Source organism: Aquaticitalea lipolytica, from assembly GCF_014641635.1.
GTDB classification, from domain to species: Bacteria; Bacteroidota; Bacteroidia; order Flavobacteriales; family Flavobacteriaceae; genus Aquaticitalea; species Aquaticitalea lipolytica.
The window spans coordinates 103,186-120,477 of the sequence record NZ_BMIC01000007.1 but is presented as its reverse complement, the minus strand read 5'-3'; the positions used below and the strand labels follow the sequence as shown (position 1 = coordinate 120,477).

At 31.0% G+C, this 17,292-nt stretch carries 16 protein-coding genes; 8 read left to right on the top strand and 8 right to left on the bottom strand.

Annotated elements, in window-relative coordinates:
• Positions 1–130: 130 nt before the first annotated feature.
• The 6 genes from IEW41_RS13290 (at position 131) to IEW41_RS13265 (ending at position 8,490) form a co-directional block, all read left to right on the top strand.
• Positions 131–1,186 (top strand): helix-turn-helix domain-containing protein, encoded by a 1,056-nt coding sequence (locus IEW41_RS13290; RefSeq protein ID WP_188606865.1) that lies wholly within the window; start codon positions 131–133, stop codon positions 1,184–1,186.
• 107 nt (positions 1,187–1,293) lie between these two features.
• A complete protein-coding gene (locus IEW41_RS13285; protein WP_188606864.1) occupies positions 1,294–1,734 on the top strand; it encodes a DUF1573 domain-containing protein in 441 nt (146 codons plus the stop codon).
• On the top strand, positions 1,731–2,621 hold the full coding sequence (locus IEW41_RS13280; protein ID WP_188606863.1) for a thioredoxin family protein: 891 nt from the start codon (positions 1,731–1,733) through the stop codon (positions 2,619–2,621). The genes IEW41_RS13285 and IEW41_RS13280 overlap by 4 nt, the downstream gene beginning before the upstream one ends.
• Positions 2,622–2,722: 101 nt before the next feature.
• A complete protein-coding gene (lysS, locus tag IEW41_RS13275; RefSeq protein ID WP_188606862.1) occupies positions 2,723–4,411 on the top strand; it encodes a lysine--tRNA ligase in 1,689 nt (562 codons plus the stop codon).
• Positions 4,412–4,573: 162 nt separating this feature from the next.
• Complete coding sequence (locus IEW41_RS13270; protein ID WP_229660226.1) at positions 4,574–5,827, top strand: fibronectin type III domain-containing protein; 1,254 nt, start codon at positions 4,574–4,576, stop codon at positions 5,825–5,827.
• A 158-nt stretch (positions 5,828–5,985) separates the two neighbouring features.
• A complete protein-coding gene (locus tag IEW41_RS13265) occupies positions 5,986–8,490 on the top strand; it encodes a zinc-dependent metalloprotease (RefSeq protein ID WP_188606883.1) in 2,505 nt (834 codons plus the stop codon).
• A 48-nt stretch (positions 8,491–8,538) separates the two neighbouring features.
• On the opposite strand, the gene IEW41_RS13260 is transcribed toward IEW41_RS13265, so the two are convergent.
• The 8 genes from IEW41_RS13260 to IEW41_RS13225 all read right to left on the bottom strand — a co-directional run bounded on the left by IEW41_RS13260 (position 8,539) and on the right by IEW41_RS13225 (position 15,066).
• Positions 8,539–9,363 (bottom strand): alpha/beta hydrolase, encoded by an 825-nt coding sequence (locus IEW41_RS13260; protein ID WP_188606861.1) that lies wholly within the window; start codon positions 9,361–9,363, stop codon positions 8,539–8,541.
• Positions 9,335–10,201, bottom strand: a complete 867-nt coding sequence (locus IEW41_RS13255) for an alpha/beta hydrolase (protein WP_188606860.1) — start codon at positions 10,199–10,201, stop codon at positions 9,335–9,337. The genes IEW41_RS13260 and IEW41_RS13255 overlap by 29 nt, the downstream gene beginning before the upstream one ends.
• Before the next feature lie 85 nt (positions 10,202–10,286).
• A complete protein-coding gene (locus IEW41_RS13250) occupies positions 10,287–11,927 on the bottom strand; it encodes a DUF8614 domain-containing protein (protein ID WP_188606859.1) in 1,641 nt (546 codons plus the stop codon).
• Positions 11,928–11,973: 46 nt separating this feature from the next.
• Positions 11,974–12,528 carry a GDYXXLXY domain-containing protein gene (locus tag IEW41_RS13245; protein WP_188606858.1) on the bottom strand — a complete coding sequence of 185 codons (555 nt, stop codon included), beginning with the start codon at positions 12,526–12,528 and terminating at the stop codon, positions 11,974–11,976.
• Between the two features lie 2 nt (positions 12,529–12,530).
• Entirely contained in the window at positions 12,531–13,823 is a 1,293-nt protein-coding gene (locus IEW41_RS13240) for a DUF2157 domain-containing protein (RefSeq protein ID WP_188606857.1), read from the bottom strand.
• A gap of 99 nt (positions 13,824–13,922) precedes the next feature.
• Entirely contained in the window at positions 13,923–14,405 is a 483-nt protein-coding gene (locus IEW41_RS13235; protein ID WP_188606856.1) for a hypothetical protein, read from the bottom strand.
• Positions 14,406–14,439: 34 nt separating this feature from the next.
• Positions 14,440–14,907, bottom strand: coding sequence for a hypothetical protein (locus IEW41_RS13230; protein WP_188606855.1), 468 nt, complete (start codon positions 14,905–14,907; stop codon positions 14,440–14,442).
• A 9-nt stretch (positions 14,908–14,916) separates the two neighbouring features.
• Positions 14,917–15,066, bottom strand: coding sequence for a hypothetical protein (locus IEW41_RS13225; protein ID WP_188606854.1), 150 nt, complete (start codon positions 15,064–15,066; stop codon positions 14,917–14,919).
• Positions 15,067–15,218: 152 nt separating this feature from the next.
• Between IEW41_RS13225 and IEW41_RS13220 the strand changes: the two genes are divergently transcribed.
• Together IEW41_RS13220 and IEW41_RS13215 are read left to right on the top strand one after the other, a co-directional pair.
• On the top strand, positions 15,219–16,730 hold the full coding sequence (locus tag IEW41_RS13220; protein WP_188606853.1) for a hypothetical protein: 1,512 nt from the start codon (positions 15,219–15,221) through the stop codon (positions 16,728–16,730).
• Between the two features lie 76 nt (positions 16,731–16,806).
• Positions 16,807–17,271, top strand: a complete 465-nt coding sequence (locus IEW41_RS13215) for a hypothetical protein (protein ID WP_188606852.1) — start codon at positions 16,807–16,809, stop codon at positions 17,269–17,271.
• The last annotated feature ends 21 nt before the right edge of the window (positions 17,272–17,292 follow it).

Sequence of the window (17,292 nt, the reverse complement as noted above, 5' to 3'; positions counted from 1 at the left end):
ACCTAAAAACTGTCATTCCCGAGAAATCGGGAAGATGTACTTATTGGACGTGTTTATAAGCGTTTTGTTACAAAGCCTTGTTATTGTGCATTCTATTTCATTTTAAAATAAATTATAGTAGATTCGTAACATGAGAATAAAGCTAAGTTTACTATTTTTTTTATTGGCATTTGCCTCTTCTAAAGCGCAATATAGTTTTAGTGGACACATAGATAATAAAGAATGGCACGATAATGTTTACCTCTCTATAATAGAAGACTACAGGAAAATTTCTGGCGTGTATTCTGAGCAAATTATAGCCAGAGTTAAAACAGATAGCTTAGGCTTTTTTAAGTTCTCCGGAGATCAGCTAGAAAACGAAAACAGAATTTACAGAATTCATGTTGATAATTGTTTTGACGACGATCAAAACCAAAGTCATTTTAATGGACACTGTGATGATAGTAAAGAGGTTATTTTTATCGCAAAAAATAGCGACACAATTGTTTTTCCTTTTTCGTTTGATAAACAAATGTTTTGTGACATAAAATCTAATAACGAAAAAGCAATTGTATTTGTAAAAATAGATTCATTAAGAGAAGAAATGAAATTTGCTTTTGGCGAATACAGAAGTGAAGCTAGCAGAAAATTAAACAATAAAAAATGGTTTAAAACCTTGCAGGATTTTGGCCATAATCTTAATGAGCCTATTGCTGAGCTTTATATATATTCTTTTTTGTCAGACAGACGTAATGATTTGCACGAGCACTATCTAGAAGACTTAAAAACTAACACCTATTATAACGATTTGTTAGGACGTTTAGAAAAACGTTATCCAAACTCACCTTACACCAAACAATACAAAGCAGAATTAACGTCAGATGAATTTATAGTTAATGATAAAAACGACTCTAATTTTAATTGGAACTATTTGTTATATACTGTATTGGTTTTATCACTAATTGGTAATATTTGGTTTTGGTTAAATCGTAAAAAACTACAAAACCAAACGCTAATTGAAGCTAAAGATCAATTAACCAAGCAAGAGCAAAATATTTTAAGCTTATTATTAGAAGAAAAGTCTAATAAAGAAATTGCAGACACCCTTTTTGTAAGCTTAAGTACTGTAAAAACTCATGTAAATAATATCTACAAAAAACTTAATGTTAGCTCAAGAGACGAAATTAAATCGCTGTTTAATAGTTAATTACAAAATTCAACCTAGGTACTAGTACTCATTTCAACCTTAAATAATAGCTTTTTCTTTATTGTTTTTGAGATGTTTGTTTCATAATTAATCAAAACTCAAACATTATGAAACAATCTATTAACACATTACAATTAGTAAAATCTAAACTTTTATTCGTTTTCTGTTTATTTATTTATGCCACAAACTTTTCACAAGATATTGCTACAGATACAAATTCAGGCATATTAACATTTGTAACAGACGAAATAGATTACGGAACTATTAATCAAAATGATAATGGTGAGCGCACATTTAAGTTTACAAATACAGGAAAATCTCCTATTGTAATTACCAATGTTAAAACTTCTTGTGGTTGTACAGTGCCTTCTTACGCAAAAACGCCAATTCTACCTGGTGAAACAAGTGAGATTAAAGTAAAATATGCAACAAACAGAATTGGTGTATTTAAAAAAACAATAACTGTAATGTCTAACGCATCAGAAAGCAACAAAATATTAAAAATAAAAGGCGAAGTATTAAACCCTAATAATGACGGAAAAATATGAAGACTTTAATAATTACTTGCTTTTTCGTCTTTTTTGCCCTTAACATTTCTCAATCTCAAACTTTAAATAAAGAAATTGATTCAGAAACTGATGCGCCTTACCTATTAGGTAAAATTGATAAAAATGGATTAACATCAAACAATTATAACGTTTGGTTTTCATCAAATTATGAAGATTATCAACTAGATGAAACTACAATAAAAAAGATTGCTTCTTATATAAAAGATTATCAAATCACATTATTTCTAGGTACTTGGTGTGGCGATAGTAAACGTGAAGTGCCAAGATTTTATAAAATACTAGAAGCTTGTAATTTTCCTGAAGACCAACTAACTGTTGTTGCGTTAAGTAGTCAACCAGACATGTATAAACAAAGCCCTCAACATGAAGAAGAAGGTTTAAATATACACAGAGTTCCAACTTTTATTTTTTATAAAAACAGAAAAGAAGTCAACAGAATTGTTGAAAGACCTGTTGAAACTCTAGAAAAAGATATTTTAAACATAGTGTCAACAAACAACTATGAGTCTAGCTATCAAATTGTAACCAAAGTAAATTTAATTTTAAAAAATGATGGATTAAATGGTCTTAAAGCTGCAACTACTCAACTTGCAAAAACTTATAAACCTAAAGTAACAAGCATGTATGAACTTAATACTTATGGTCGTATATTATATTCTAAAAACAGAGTTGAAGAAGCCATAGAAGTTTTCAAGCTAAATGTTGAATTATTTCCAGAAATTCCAAATACTCATATGAGCTTAGCAAATACCTTGGGTGTTAGTGGTGAAAAAAATGAAGCTATAACAGTGCTTGAAAAAGCAATAAAATTATTCCCAGACAATAAAGACCTTGTTGAAAATCTACACGTAATAAAAACAAATTAAATATTGCTCATTCCTAAAAACCATTAGGCTTACAAAACCTAATGGTTTTTTTGCGTTAATTCTTGTAAATAATGTAATTTTGCATTTCAAAATTTTATAGAATGCAGCTTTCAGAACAAGAAATCATCCGAAGAGAAAAATTAGACAAATTACGCGAGTTGGGCATTAACCCTTATCCTGCTAATCTTTATCCTGTAGACCATACTTCTAAACAAGTAAAGGAAACATTTAAAGAAGGTAAAAAGGTAGTTATTGCTGGTCGTTTAATGTCAATGAGAGTTCAAGGAAAAGCAAGTTTTGCTCAATTACAAGATTCTGAAGGTAAAGTACAAGTCTATTTTAATAGAGACGAAATTTGTGTTGGAGAAGACAAAACTAAATACAATGAAGTCTTCAAAAAATTATTAGATTTCGGTGATTTTATTGGTATAGAAGGTGAATTATTTACAACTCAAGTTGGAGAGAAATCGGTTAGAGTAAAAGATTTTACATTACTAAGTAAATCTTTAAAACCATTACCATTACCAAAAGAGAAAGACGGAATTATATATGATGCCTTTACTGACCCAGAACAACGTTACAGACAACGTTATGCAGATTTGGTAGTAAACCCTCAAGTAAAAGAAGTATTTATAAAGCGTACAAAATTGTTTAATGCAATGCGTAGCTTTTTTAATGACGCTGGATATTTTGAAGTAGAAACTCCTGTATTACAACCTATTCCTGGAGGAGCAGCAGCAAGACCATTTATTACACATCACAATAGTTTGGATATTCCATTATATATGCGAATTGCTAATGAGCTATATCTAAAAAGACTAATCGTTGGTGGTTTTGATGGTGTTTATGAGTTTTCAAAAAACTTCAGAAATGAAGGTATGGACAGAACTCATAATCCAGAGTTTACTGCAATGGAAATTTACGTGTCTTATAAAGATTACAATTGGATGATGGATTTCTGTGAGCAGCTTTTAGAGCATTGCGCAATTGCTGTAAACGGAACTACAGAAGCTACTTTTGGAGAACATAAAATTAACTTCAAAGCGCCTTATGCAAGAGTAACAATGGCAGACTCTATTAAACATTTCACTGGGTTTGATATTACTGGAAAATCTGAAGATGAAGTCAGAAAAGCAGCCAAAGATATGGGAATTGCTGTTGATGATACAATGGGTAAAGGAAAACTAATCGATGAGATTTTTGGTGAAAAATGTGAAGGTAACTATATACAACCAACCTTTATTACTGACTATCCAAAAGAAATGAGCCCTTTATGTAAAGAGCATAGAGAAAACCCTGAGTTAACTGAGCGTTTTGAGCTTATGGTTTGTGGTAAAGAAATTGCTAATGCGTATTCAGAACTTAACGACCCAATAGACCAACGTGAGCGTTTTGAGCACCAATTAAAGCTAGCAGAAAAAGGAGATGATGAAGCAACTCAATTTATAGATTACGATTTTTTAAGAGCTTTAGAATACGGAATGCCTCCAACTTCTGGAATGGGAATAGGTATGGATAGATTAATCATGTTCTTAACTAATAATCAATCTATACAAGAAGTGTTGTTTTTTCCTCAAATGAAACCAGAGAAAAAAGCCGTTGCAATGACAGATGAAGAAAAAGCTGTATTTGCAATTTTAAAAGCAAACTCACCAATAGACCTAAATGTTTTAAAGCAACAATCGGCATTAAGTAATAAAAAATGGGATGCAACTATTAAAGGTTTAACAAAAAATAAACTTGCAAAAGTGAACAAAACAGACGATGGATTGTTTGTTGAAATTTTGTAAGATTGTCTAAATAAAGATTAAAAAAGCCACGTAAAACGAGGCTTTTTTTATTTATAACATCGTTACCTATTAAAGATATTTTCAGCTAAACAACGATAAATACTTTTTAGTTTCAAGTTTTTTATTAATTTCACAACTCGCTATTAATCAGATAAAACCCAAATGAAAAAATTAAATTTACTCGCAATTCTACTTTTGTTATTAGTTTCATGTAATAATGACGACACTTTTGTTCCACAATGTGAAACTGCTTACAGCCTAGGCGAAAGTAATATTACCCATAGTAGTGCTACATTACATTGGCAAGACGATAATCCTTCTGCATCTTATACAATTGAGTATGGTCCAACAGGTTTTGTCCTTGGTAGCGGTTCAACAGCAAATGCAACTGAAAAAAGCATAACAATAATTGGATTACAAGCTAATACATCTTATGATTTTTATGTAAAATCTATTTGTGATGCTAACAATGTTAGTATACTATCTGATGTTAGAAGTTTTTCAACTCAGCCACCTTTAGTGGTTGCAGAATTTAGACCAAATTTATCTGAATTGAATCTGTTTCAAGGCGCTTTAAAAAACCTTCAACCTAGTGTATATACATTTGAGTATAAATTAAATACAGCTTTATATACTGATTATGCACACAAACAAAGAATTATTGCATTGCCACCTGGTGAAAGCATGACTTATAATGGAGATGGTTTACCAAACTTTCCTGATAACACTTTAATTGCTAAAACATTTTACTATAATATTGATGATAGAAACGAACTTTTAGGAAAAACAATTATTGAAACTCGTGTTTTATTAAAAGTAAATGGAGAGTGGTTAACAGGTAACTACAAATGGAATGCATCTCAAACTGAAGCTGTTTTAGATAATACTGGCTCAACACTTCCTGTGACTTGGGTAGATAATAGTGGTTCAACAAATAATGTAAACTATAAAATACCAAGTGATCAAGATTGCTTTACATGTCACCAAACATACTTAAATGTCACTCCTATTGGTCCAAAGCTTAGAAGTATGAATTTTTCTATTAATGGTATAAATCAACTTAGAGCCTTAAAAGACAGAAACTATCTTACTGGTGCTTCAGACCCAAGTACTGTTAGTGTGCTACCAAATTGGGAAGATGCATCACAACCAACTGAAGCAAGAGTTAGAGCTTATTTTGATATGAATTGCGCTCATTGCCATTCATCAGGTGGTTTTCATAACGAAAACTATTATGAAGCTTTAAAATTAAATTACGAAACATCATTTAATGACTCTAATATTTATGATAAACGTTGGAGTATTATGGCGAGGATTCAAACTTCAATTGATGGCTATAGTATGCCTTTTATAGGTGTAACAACACCACATACTCAAGCATTAGATTTAATTATTCCATACCTTGAATCGTTATAATTTTAACCATATAAAAATTAAAAAAGCCACTATAAAGTGGCTTTTTTAATACCCTTTATTGAATATTTTTAGTTAAAAAAACACTAAAAAAGAGATTGTATTTCCAAGTAAAGTAAGTATTCCTTATTTTCACGGCTATAACTATTAAAATTCCAACCATTTTGAGACATTTAAGTATTAAAGTTTTGACTTTAGTTTCAATCTTTTTTGTGTTTTCTTGTAATACAGCAAAAAAGGCAGCTAAATCAAAAGACGCAGCATCAGCTAGTGCAGATGCAAAACCTGTAAAGAAGGCAGGCAAAGACGATATTCAACCTTACGATAAGGTTATTACAAAAGAAGCTAAAACTGATGATGGACTATTCAAAGTTCATAAAATAGATGATAGCTTTTTTTATGAAATTCCAGACTCACTTTTTGAACGAGAAATGTTAATGGTAACTCGTATTGCTAAAACTGCTAGTGGCTTAGGCTTTGGTGGTGGAAAGCAAAACGAACAAGTGTTGCGTTGGCAGAAAAAAGATAAAAAAGTGCTTTTAAGAGTGGTTTCACACAATGTTGTTGCTGCAGATTCTTTACCAATACATGAAGCTGTTGTAAACTCCAACTTTGAGCCTGTATTATTTACTTTCCCTATAAAGGCTATTAGTAAAGACTCATTACATACAGTAATTGATGTTACAGATTTATTTAGTAAAGATATTAAGCCACTTGGCTTACCTGAATGGAGTAGAAAAAACTATAAAGTATCTCGTATTGAAAACGATTTATCATATATAGAAAGTATTAAAAGTTACCCTTTAAATATTGAGTCTAGACATGTTAAAACTTATAATGCAGGAGATCCACCATCAAACTCAGACACAGGAACAATATCTATTGAGTTAAACAACTCTATGATTTTATTACCAAAAGTTCCTATGATGCGTCGTATGTTTGATGAGCGCGTAGGATGGTTTACAAGTAATCAAACTGATTATGGTTTAGAAGATCAAAGAAGTAAAACTGTTACCTATTTAGATCGTTGGAGATTAGAAGTGAAGGATGAAGATATTGAGAAATTTAAAAGAGGTGAATTAGTAGAGCCTAAAAAACAAATTGTTTATTATATTGATAGAGCTACTCCAGAAAAATGGAGAACTTACATAAAACAAGGTATTGAAGATTGGCAAGTAGCTTTTGAAGCTGCAGGATTTAAAAATGCTATTATAGCTAAAGATCCTCCAACTGTTGAAGAAGATCCAGAATGGAGCCCAGAAGATATTCGTTATTCTGTTGTGCGCTATTTAGCTTCACCAATACCAAATGCAAATGGACCTCACGTTAGCGATCCTCGAAGCGGTGAAATTTTAGAAAGTGATATTAACTGGTATCACAATGTAATGTCGCTTTTACGTGGATGGTTTTTTGTACAAACAGCTGCAATTAATCCTGACGCACAAAGCCCAGAATTTAAAGATGAAATTATGGGACGTTTAATACGTTTTGTATCGTCTCACGAAGTTGGTCACACATTAGGACTACCTCATAACATGGGAAGTAGTGTTGCTTACAAAGTTGAAGATTTACGTAGTGCTGAATTCACAAAAAAATATGGTACTGCACCTTCAATTATGGACTATGCTCGTTTTAACTACATTGCTCAACCAGAAGATAAAGGAGTGGCTTTAATGCCAGACATTGGAGTTTATGACAAGTATGCTATTTCTTGGGGTTACAGACCAATTTTAGATGCTAAAACACCTGAAGACGAAAAGAAAACTTTAGATAGTTGGATTTTAAAATACGCTGGTAATCCTATGTATAGATTTGGTCATCAACAAGCAGGAGATGTAGTTGACCCAAGTTCTCAAACAGAAGATTTAGGTGATGATGCTATGTTGGCTAGTGAATATGGTATTAAAAACCTAAAGCGTATTGTGCCAAACCTAATAAAATGGACTACAAAAAATGGTGAAGGCTACGATGATTTAGATGAAATGTATGGTCATGTAATTTCGCAATTTAACAGGTACATGGGACATGTATCTAATAATATTGGTGGTGTTTATGAGCATTATAAAACATCTGATCAAGCTGGAGCAGTTTATACTTATGTAGATAAAAATCATCAAAAAAGAGCTCTAGATTTTATTCAAAATAATTTATTTGAAACACCTGAATGGTTATTAGATAAAGAGATTTTTGGTCGTATTGAATTTGCTGGTTCCACTGAAAGAGTTAGAGGATTACAAGAACGTACTCTAAACAATATTTTAAGCTTAGGAAAAATGGCACGTATGATTGAAAACGAAGCCCTTAATGGAAATGAGGCTTACAAGCTTATTGATATGACTCGCGATTTAAGAAATGGCGTTTGGAGTGAATTACGAAGCGGAAAGAAAATTGATACTTACAGACGTAATTTACAACGTGCTCATATTGATAGATTAGAGTATTTAATGACTGCTGAAAACCAAAGTGGAAGAACAAACAGTCCTTACGTAAAATCTACTGCTGTAAATACTAGTCAATCTGATATTAGAGCAGTCGTTAGAGCTGAATTAGTGTCTTTACAAAGTGCTATAAGATCTGGTTTAGGCAGAACAGGTGACTCTATGAGTAGAATACACTTGCAAGATGCATTAAAACGTATTGATGCTATACTAAACCCAAAAGGTTAATATAATTTTTTTGATATACTTAAAAAGGCTTCCAATTGGAAGCCTTTTTTATTTTAATATATTATCAATTCCTTGTTTATAAGCATCGAACTCTATCAAGTTATTATGATTACCACCTTCAATTGTTGTAAAATTCAATTGGTTTTTTGATGCAATTTCTGATAGTTTTTTCCCAGATTTAAAAGGTACAACAGCATCGTCAGTCCCATGAAATATGAAAATTGGACTATTAACTTTCTTAATAAATTCAAATGAAGGCAATTTATATTTTAAAAGATTAGTTACTGGATATATTGGAAATCGATGTTTAGCCACATTAGTAATACTGTAATATGGTGTTTCCAAAATTAATTGCTTTACTACATTTTTTGAAGCGATATAAGTTGCTATCCCAGTTCCTAATGAGCGACCATAAATAGTTATCGTTTCAGTATTATAATTTTTCTTCAAATAGTCATAACAAAACTGTGCATCGCTATAAAGTGCAGCTTCACTTAATGCTCCTGTGCTTTTTCCATAGGTACGATAATCCATTACGAAAACATCGTAATCTTTTTCTACAAAAAATTCTGTAATCATTCCCCAACGTTGCAGATCACCAGCATTTCCATGAAAATATAAAATAACTCCTTTAGGGTTTTCAACTTTAAAATGAATAGCATTTATAACTGCGTTTTCATCTGTTTTTAGAAATAACTCTTCATAAGGATAAGAAAACTCAAACTTATAATCTTGTTGTAAAACCGTTGGTCTGAATAATATTTTTTCTTGAAGTAAATACAACGCCATTCCTATCATAACATATAATCCTAATATAATTATTATAGCCTTTTTAAGACCCTGTTTAAGCTTTTTTGGAACTGTGATTGACATTGATGCTTGTTGTGGTTAAATCGATTGATTTTGGTTTAGAACGGATAATATCTTCTAGCATTAAATGATAAGATTCAAAATTATTCAAATCTTTATGTCCACCACCAATAACAGTATGCAATTTGGTGAGTTTCGGATTTACTTGTGATAATTTCACACTTGTTTTATAAGGAATTAATTTATCATGTGTACCATGAATAATATGTATTGGACATTGCACATATTTTAACCATTTGTAAGTTGGTAATGGATATTTCATTAACAACGATAAAGGCATAAAAGGAGCGTAACGTGCAGTAACTTTAGTTAAGCTATAATAAGGCGCATCTAAAATGAGCATTCTTGGGTTATTCATAGAAGCTAATTTTGCTGCAAAGCCTGAACCTAATGAGCGTCCATAAAGTATAATTCGGTCTTCGGTTGTTAATTCCTTCAACTTGTTATACACCTCTTGTAAATCTCTCTTTATTGCTTTTTGAGAACGTCGTCCTGTACTTTTGCCAAAGCCACGATAATCGACCATTAATACATTATAACCAAGCCTAGTAAAATCGACAGCAAATTTCCCCCAACCTTTAATACTTTTAGAATTACCTTTTAGATATAAAACAACGCCTTTACTCTCGCCTTTTGGTTTGAATTGAATACCATTGATAATGGCACCATCTCTGGTTTCTAGATTATGTTCTTCAAACTTTTGATTATCATAATTAAACTGAAAATCTTTAGGTAGCTTTTCTGGCTTAAATAGCATGTAGTCTTGTAAATAGTACAAAGCAATGCTTACTGCAATATAAATAATTACAATAGTTATAAATGTAGATACCCAATATGCCATTAAGAGGAATGTATTACTCCATACAAGATATAAAAAAAGGCTTTAGCAACAATACCAAAGCCTTTAAATATCAAATTGTTAAAAACTAAAGTCCTAAAACTTCGGTTCCTTGTTCGTAAATTACATCTACAGGAATGTTTGCTTCACTTAAGCGATCTAAATCGGCTTGCAACTCTGCAGAAATTGTTCCTTTTTCTGCAACTAATTTAGCTACACCTTCATAATCACCATTACCTTGAAGCGTTAAAATAAGATTAGACATCTCTTTCATAGCCACAATCATTTTATCGAAGTCTACTTTGTAAGTTCCGTTCTCATTTCTCGTGAAAGCACCTTTTTCTTTAAAGAAGTTAAAACGAATCATGTTCGCTTTTCCGTGAGCTGATGAAGCTCCAAAACGTACAGAACGGAAAATTCCTGCCATAAAAGTAACCATGTTATCTTTTAAATCGTCTGTTAACTCTCCTTTAGCATTTAATTGCTGAATCATATATAATCCTAATATATCAGCCTTCCCTTCTTCTAAAGCGCTTGAGTGTTCTTTAAGAGCTGTTCTTACTGTTCCTTTACCATTAATAGTGTTCTTAATTCCTAATCCGTGTGCTACTTCATGAAACATTGTGTTAGCAAAAAAGGCATCAAAAGTAATGTGTTTACGTTGGCTTTCGTCTATCAACACTTCAGAAATCGGAACCATAATTTTATCAAATTTGGCACGCATAGCATTCTTTAATTGTAAACGACGTGTTCCTTTTTGCAATTGTACTTCTTCATCATTTGGAAGGTTAATAGCAATAGTTTTACTTCCTGCATTACAATCTCCAGCATAGTAAACAACATCATAAGCGTTTAAATCGCTATCTGTTCCTGGAGTTTCTTTTTTGTATTTTTCGTCTACAGGAAGTCCAACTTGCAATTCTGGAAGATAAGCACTAAAACGTGCTAAACGCTCACTCCACTCCATATCTTTAATTAGCACATATCCTTCATGCGCAGCTTTGTTACCAAATAAGGCATCTTCGTAAGTTTCAATTGGACCAATAACAATATCTAGAGTATTTGTTTTCATATCCATCCAAGCCAAATCACTTGGTTGATAGTTGTCATCTAATAACGCTTGTGCTCTTAACTCCAAATATTTTTTTAAACCTGCATCATCAGCCAATTTTGAGGCTTCTAATAATAAATCGGCAACTTCTCTAACTTCTTTTTCAAATTGTTTGTGATAAGGAATAGAATACAGCTTACCATTTTCATCACGACGCACAAAGTTGTAAATACTAGATTTATCTTTAATGTCTGCAGCTTCAAACTCTTCTTTGGTCATATCCTTCGGATAAAAGTTTGCACCTTTAGGTTTTGGACCAACACCTTCCACAAATGGCTCGTTTCCATTCAATCTTCCCCAAGGACCATAATTGATTTTCACAAAGGCTTTTGTGTCTTCGTCAGCAATGGAATTTAATAATTCGTCTTTATTTCCGTAAGCTTCATACCAAAACAAATCGTTCATTTTATCTGCCGCTTTGATAAGAATAGGAATCATTTTACGTTCGTTTTCTGTAAGTTTACTTACATCTGCAGTTAACTTAACTGTCACATATTTACTTAAGTTTTTTTGCATTTCTGTTTGTGTTGTTTCTTCAGTTACAGGTTCTTCTTTTTTTTCTTCTTTACAAGAAAAGGCAACTATAGTAACCATAAACAATGCTATTATTTTTTTCATCTTAATTAGTGTTTTTTGATTTGATTCAAAGTTAAGTATTTCGAAATTACTTTTCAACATATTTGGCAATAGGTATTTCATTAATGAAAACATTGTCTAAAACAGCTTTGCCGTTTTTTATAAATACTAATGCATAGGTATTATTTGGTATCGAATCTTGTTGAGCTTTCATATGAGCTAACTCAGCATTATATGCTTTTGTTTCATCCATATAAAATTTATTAAATGGATATACAATGTTTAACTCCTTTTCGAATTCATTATACCAATCAACTTTTGCTTTTATATAAAATTCTGATTTTGGCTCATTTTTAGTCACTTCAGTTACCTGAACAAATCCCAAACTATCGTGTTTTATTGTTACATAGACATCTTCATTGCGCTGCCAAGTAGTGTCAGCTGTTGAAAAAGTACTAGCTTCATAATTCAAAAAAATATACTTGCCTTTAAATGGATCTGATGGATCAACTGGCTGTGTTTTAAATTTAAAAGCTGTACCTGTTTTAAGAACATCTTCTTGTTGAAATACCATTTGTGATGGCACAAATAATTGAGCACATACGACAATGATAAACAGAATGAATATATAAAGTGTTTTCATAATTATTGTTTTAAACTATTTGTTTTTGATTTTTGTTTTTTCAACATATAATAGTTCGTCAAAAAGAAACCTACACCAACTCCTACAAATAATAATCCTCTTAAAACAAAACTCATATCTGTATCAAAAAACCTACATGTTACAAGTGCTGCTATAATAAGTAAGCCATAGTTCAATACACCAAAGTGAAACTTATCGGCTCCGATTTTTACAGTAACTACACCTAATGCAAAAATTAGCATATTGACAAGAATTGCTGGAACAATTTCATTGTTGATTCCTATAAAAAATAAAACTGTAAAAATTACAAACACGAACTGAAAGATATTAAAACTCTTCACCTTGTGCTTTAGGTATAAATACACAAGAGTTAAAATTGACATCAAAAATAAAATCGCTGACATATAAAGTTCCTGTACTTGAAAAGAATCAATTCTGATAATATCTTTCCACAACCATCTAAAACTTGCAATTAAAAGTATGGTGACTATTCCGAGTGAACCAGTTATCAAAAACCCATTACGTCTTAATTTTTGGTTTTCAAAGTAAGGTATCTTGCCTATGTTATAAAATAAACTGAATAAAAGGAGATAAAGTAAAAAACCTAAAGCCTCTTCGTGTTCCACAAAAGTTCCAAGTGTAATTATTAAGCTTAATGGAACAAGCCAATTTATAATAGATGTTATATTGGCATCTAGTTTATGTTTTAAGAGTTGCCAATAATGTGGCAATGACAAAGCCAAAAGAGCTAAATATAACCAAGGTGAATTACCATAATTCATAAAACTATAACCATAAGAGCATGCATACCAGGTTATGAAAACCAAATGCAGAATCATTATTGAATTAGATTTGAGCAGATAAATTAGAGGTAAGCAAAGCAGTATCCAAGTGAGTAAAAATGAACTCATATTACCTGGAATATTATAAATTTGTGCAACAAGGGATATGCTTGCTCCTACAGCAAAAAACAAAAATGTGCCTGATGCCTCTTTCCAAGTTGCACTCTTCTTTTTTAGTATTGAAAAACCTACAAAAAACTGCCCTATTAACAGTGGTAAAAATGCAAATATAGTTTTTGTGCTTCTTGTAAAGTCATCCCAATTATGAGCAAGTATTAGTATAATTCCTAATCCAACCAAAATAGATCCCAACACACCAAAGACCATAAATAATTTGTTAGGAGAGTTATTTTGTTTAGAATGATAATACTGCTCTATGCTTAAAGCTACCTCTTTTGATATAACCTTGTTTTCTATCAATTCAGGCAATTCTTTTATGAGTTTTAAGTTCATCTTTTTTGATTTTCAGGTTAAATGTAAACTATTATTCTTTTGTTTAAAACCTCACAAGCCCAAACCTGTGAGGTCCTGGGTTAACTAACTAACCAATCATCAAAACAAAAAAATCATATAAACGATGATGCCTTCAGCAATTCCTGTAACAATACTCATTCCGAGTATATCTTTAATTTTGCTTTTTAAGAAAAAAATAGCACTTAATATAGCCATAATTGCAGCCAGTAAAATTTCTAAAGCATCTATTTTAGAGAGCAGAAAAGTAATCCCTGTAAATGCTGCTGTGATTGCAACTGTTATGACACAAAACTTGATAATTTCTGCTTTACTATAGTTACCTTCTAAAAAGCCTTTTTGTAAATCTCTTAAAATTGATAAAATAAAGAGCAATGGCACAACTGATAAAAATGGTGCAAAAATAATTTTGATACCCTTAATTATGGATAAATCGTTATACACAAAAAAAGCGATAGCTGTAAAGGCCAATAAGCCAGTTACAATGATAGATTGAAATGTAAATAATAATTCTCGTTTGCTCGAATTACTTTTTGGGTTCTGATTGTTAAAAAATAGATTCATAATTTTAAAATTTTGATGATTAAACTTTATATTATTAAGCAGATAAAAAGAAAACATGAATGGCTAATGAGAGTAACACTCCGCTTAAAATTCCGTTAGCTCTCAAGTTATTGTATAGTATGTAATTTAGCACATAGCTACTAATGGTAGTTGAATTAATTAGGTGTGCAAAAATGAGGTTGTCTTCTAATTTTTGACTCGTAGTATACTCAAGTAATTGCATAAAACTAATACTAATAACTACTGTTAATATTAATAAAACTGTAGCTGGCTTTTGGTTTTTGAGTTTATACTCATCGCTATTTTGTGGTAAAAAATGTTCAATTAAAATAAACCTCACAAAAAACAACATTGGTATTGGAAACAAGATAGATGCAATAATTTTTATAACATCTTTAAGGGTTTTTATCTCATCATAGCCCAAAAAAACCAGGTATATAAATACCAAAACCGAAACTCCAGTTGTAACTAAAAAAGCTGTATTAACTTGTTTAAGCTTCATAATTAGTAATTAAAATCCATTAGGCACTTGTACGTTGCTTGCCATAAACTCAATACATGAATTGTAGTTTTCAATTATTTCATATTGAATAGTTTTTGAGTAGACTGTAATTGCTGTTAATACAATTACAAAAACTGATACTTTAATAAATCGTGTCATAATAATTTTGTTTTGTTGATTACATGGCAAATCTGCGACGAATTGGCTTCACTTAAAACACAATTTTTACAATTTACTGACGATATATTTTTATATTTATACATCTTAAATACCATATTTATTAATCAAATAAATATTTAACTGACGATTTAATGACAGATTTAAATGCAATAATTTCAACATTTTCTAATGAAGAACAACAGAAATTCATCGCCTATTTAGAGAAAAAGAACAAGCGCAATGACACAAAAAACATTCAACTATTTAAGCTTTTGACTAAAGATGACTATACTTCAAAAGAGCTTTGTCTCAAACTATACAAAAGCAACAAGAAAGACGCATATCATGCACTACGGAAACGTTTATACCAGTCGTTGATTGATTTTATAGCAAACAGCACAATTGAAGAAGAAAACTCTGTTGACATGCAAATTATAAAATATATAGTTGCTGCAAGAACCTTTTTACTACACAGTAAACCAAAGGTAGCCTACAGTATTTTAGACAAAGCAGAAACATTGGCTCAAGAGCATTACCTATTCACTATTCTTAATGAAATTTATCATACAAAAATTCAGTATGCTTATGCATATACATCAGTAAACATTGATGATATCATCAAAAAATTTAAAGCCAACCAAAAAAATCACTATCTCGAAGACGAACTTAATATAGTATATGCAAAAATTAGGCAAACACTTAACAATATCACTTACAGAGGCGAGATAATAGACTTTCAGACAATACTAAACCAAACATTACAAGAACACAACATAAGCATTAGCGAGTCGATGTCCTTTAAATCTTTATATCAGTTAATGACTATAGTGAGTATTTCGGCGTTTGTAACTAATGACTACTTGAAAATTGAATCCTTTTTGATAGATACATACAAAGCGATTAAAGAACATAAAACCAAGGACAAGCAATTATTTTATCATATTCAGGTAGTGTATATGATTGCAAACACATTATTCAGAAACAAAAAGTTTAACGATTCAACTCATTATTTAGAGTTAATGCATCAGCTAATGTTAAGTAGTCGAAAAAAATATTATAATACATTCAAACTAAAATACAATTTACTACTTGCACTCAATTACAATTACTCAAACCAGCAGGAAAAAGCAATTGTATTATTAGAAACCTTCAAAATCCCAAAGCATGCAGACACTGAGTCATTACTTGACATCTATTTAAGTTTAGTGATGTTTTACATACAGAAAAGCGAATTTAAAAAAGCACAACACATCTTCTCAAAATTCTACCACACAGATCATTATTATACTGAAAAAGCAGGTAAAGAATGGGTTATTAAAAAAAATCTAATAGAAATAATATTGCATATCGAACTTAAAAATATCGATTTGGTAGAGTCTCGCTTATTGAGCTTTAGAAGACAATACTACAATTATTTAAAACAAATAAAACAAGAACGTGTTATTATGTACTTAAGTTTTGTAGAGTCTTATTACAAAAATCCAGAGCATATAAACTCATCAGATTTTATAAACAAAGTAGATAGCTCGTTTGAGTGGATTGAAGCAGAACGTGAAGATATTTTTGTCATGAGTTTTTATGCTTGGTTAAAAAGCAAAATGGAACAAAACGATTTATATATCACAACTTTAGACCTCATCAAAAAAGCGCAAATTGTTAATTAGTAGTTAAAAATCTAAAACGCATTAAACCATTTTAAAAGTCTGAAGTCAAAGAAGCGTAACTTTAAAAAATTAAAACATGAAAAACCTATTAATGATAGCACTTGCTGTTTTTACTTTACAAGCAACTGCACAAGAAAATAAAAAAGAGGCACGAAAAGGCGAAATGAAAGAACGTATGGAAGCTCGTCAAGATATGAGTGCAGAAGACATTGCAAAACTGCAAACAAAAAAAATGACGTTGCATCTAGATCTTACAGACGCTCAACAACGTGATGTTGAAAAATTACTTTTGGAAGAGGCAAAAGCTAGAAAAGCTAAAATGGAAGAGTATAAAGCCAGAAAAGGAGAAGGTGAAACAAAAAAGCCTTCAAATGAAGAAAGAGTAAAAATGATGAACGAAAAGCTTGATCATCAAATTGCAATGAAGAAAAAAATGAAGGCAATTTTAAATGCTGAGCAATTTGAAAAATGGGAAAAAATTCAAGCAAAAAGAAGTGGAGAACGAGGAAAAAGAAATTTTAAAAAAGAGCATAAACAATAAATTTTAATACCTAGTTAGTAT

Bases quoted from the DNA above. Each gene is read 5' to 3' on its own strand.
- IEW41_RS13290 (WP_188606865.1), top strand. From the start codon at position 131: ATGAGAATAAAGCTAAGTTTACTATTTTTTTTATTGGCATTTGCCTCT.
- IEW41_RS13285 (WP_188606864.1), top strand. From the start codon at position 1,294: ATGAAACAATCTATTAACACATTACAATTAGTAAAATCTAAACTTTTA.
- IEW41_RS13280 (WP_188606863.1), top strand. From the start codon at position 1,731: ATGAAGACTTTAATAATTACTTGCTTTTTCGTCTTTTTTGCCCTTAAC.
- lysS (WP_188606862.1), top strand. From the start codon at position 2,723: ATGCAGCTTTCAGAACAAGAAATCATCCGAAGAGAAAAATTAGACAAA.
- IEW41_RS13270 (WP_229660226.1), top strand. From the start codon at position 4,574: ATGAAAAAATTAAATTTACTCGCAATTCTACTTTTGTTATTAGTTTCA.
- IEW41_RS13260 (WP_188606861.1), bottom strand. From the start codon at position 9,363: ATGTCAATCACAGTTCCAAAAAAGCTTAAACAGGGTCTTAAAAAGGCT.
- IEW41_RS13255 (WP_188606860.1), bottom strand. From the start codon at position 10,201: ATGGCATATTGGGTATCTACATTTATAACTATTGTAATTATTTATATT.
- IEW41_RS13250 (WP_188606859.1), bottom strand. From the start codon at position 11,927: ATGAAAAAAATAATAGCATTGTTTATGGTTACTATAGTTGCCTTTTCT.
- IEW41_RS13245 (WP_188606858.1), bottom strand. From the start codon at position 12,528: ATGAAAACACTTTATATATTCATTCTGTTTATCATTGTCGTATGTGCT.
- IEW41_RS13240 (WP_188606857.1), bottom strand. From the start codon at position 13,823: ATGAACTTAAAACTCATAAAAGAATTGCCTGAATTGATAGAAAACAAG.
- IEW41_RS13235 (WP_188606856.1), bottom strand. From the start codon at position 14,405: ATGAATCTATTTTTTAACAATCAGAACCCAAAAAGTAATTCGAGCAAA.
- IEW41_RS13230 (WP_188606855.1), bottom strand. From the start codon at position 14,907: ATGAAGCTTAAACAAGTTAATACAGCTTTTTTAGTTACAACTGGAGTT.
- IEW41_RS13225 (WP_188606854.1), bottom strand. From the start codon at position 15,066: ATGACACGATTTATTAAAGTATCAGTTTTTGTAATTGTATTAACAGCA.
- IEW41_RS13220 (WP_188606853.1), top strand. From the start codon at position 15,219: ATGACAGATTTAAATGCAATAATTTCAACATTTTCTAATGAAGAACAA.
- IEW41_RS13215 (WP_188606852.1), top strand. From the start codon at position 16,807: ATGAAAAACCTATTAATGATAGCACTTGCTGTTTTTACTTTACAAGCA.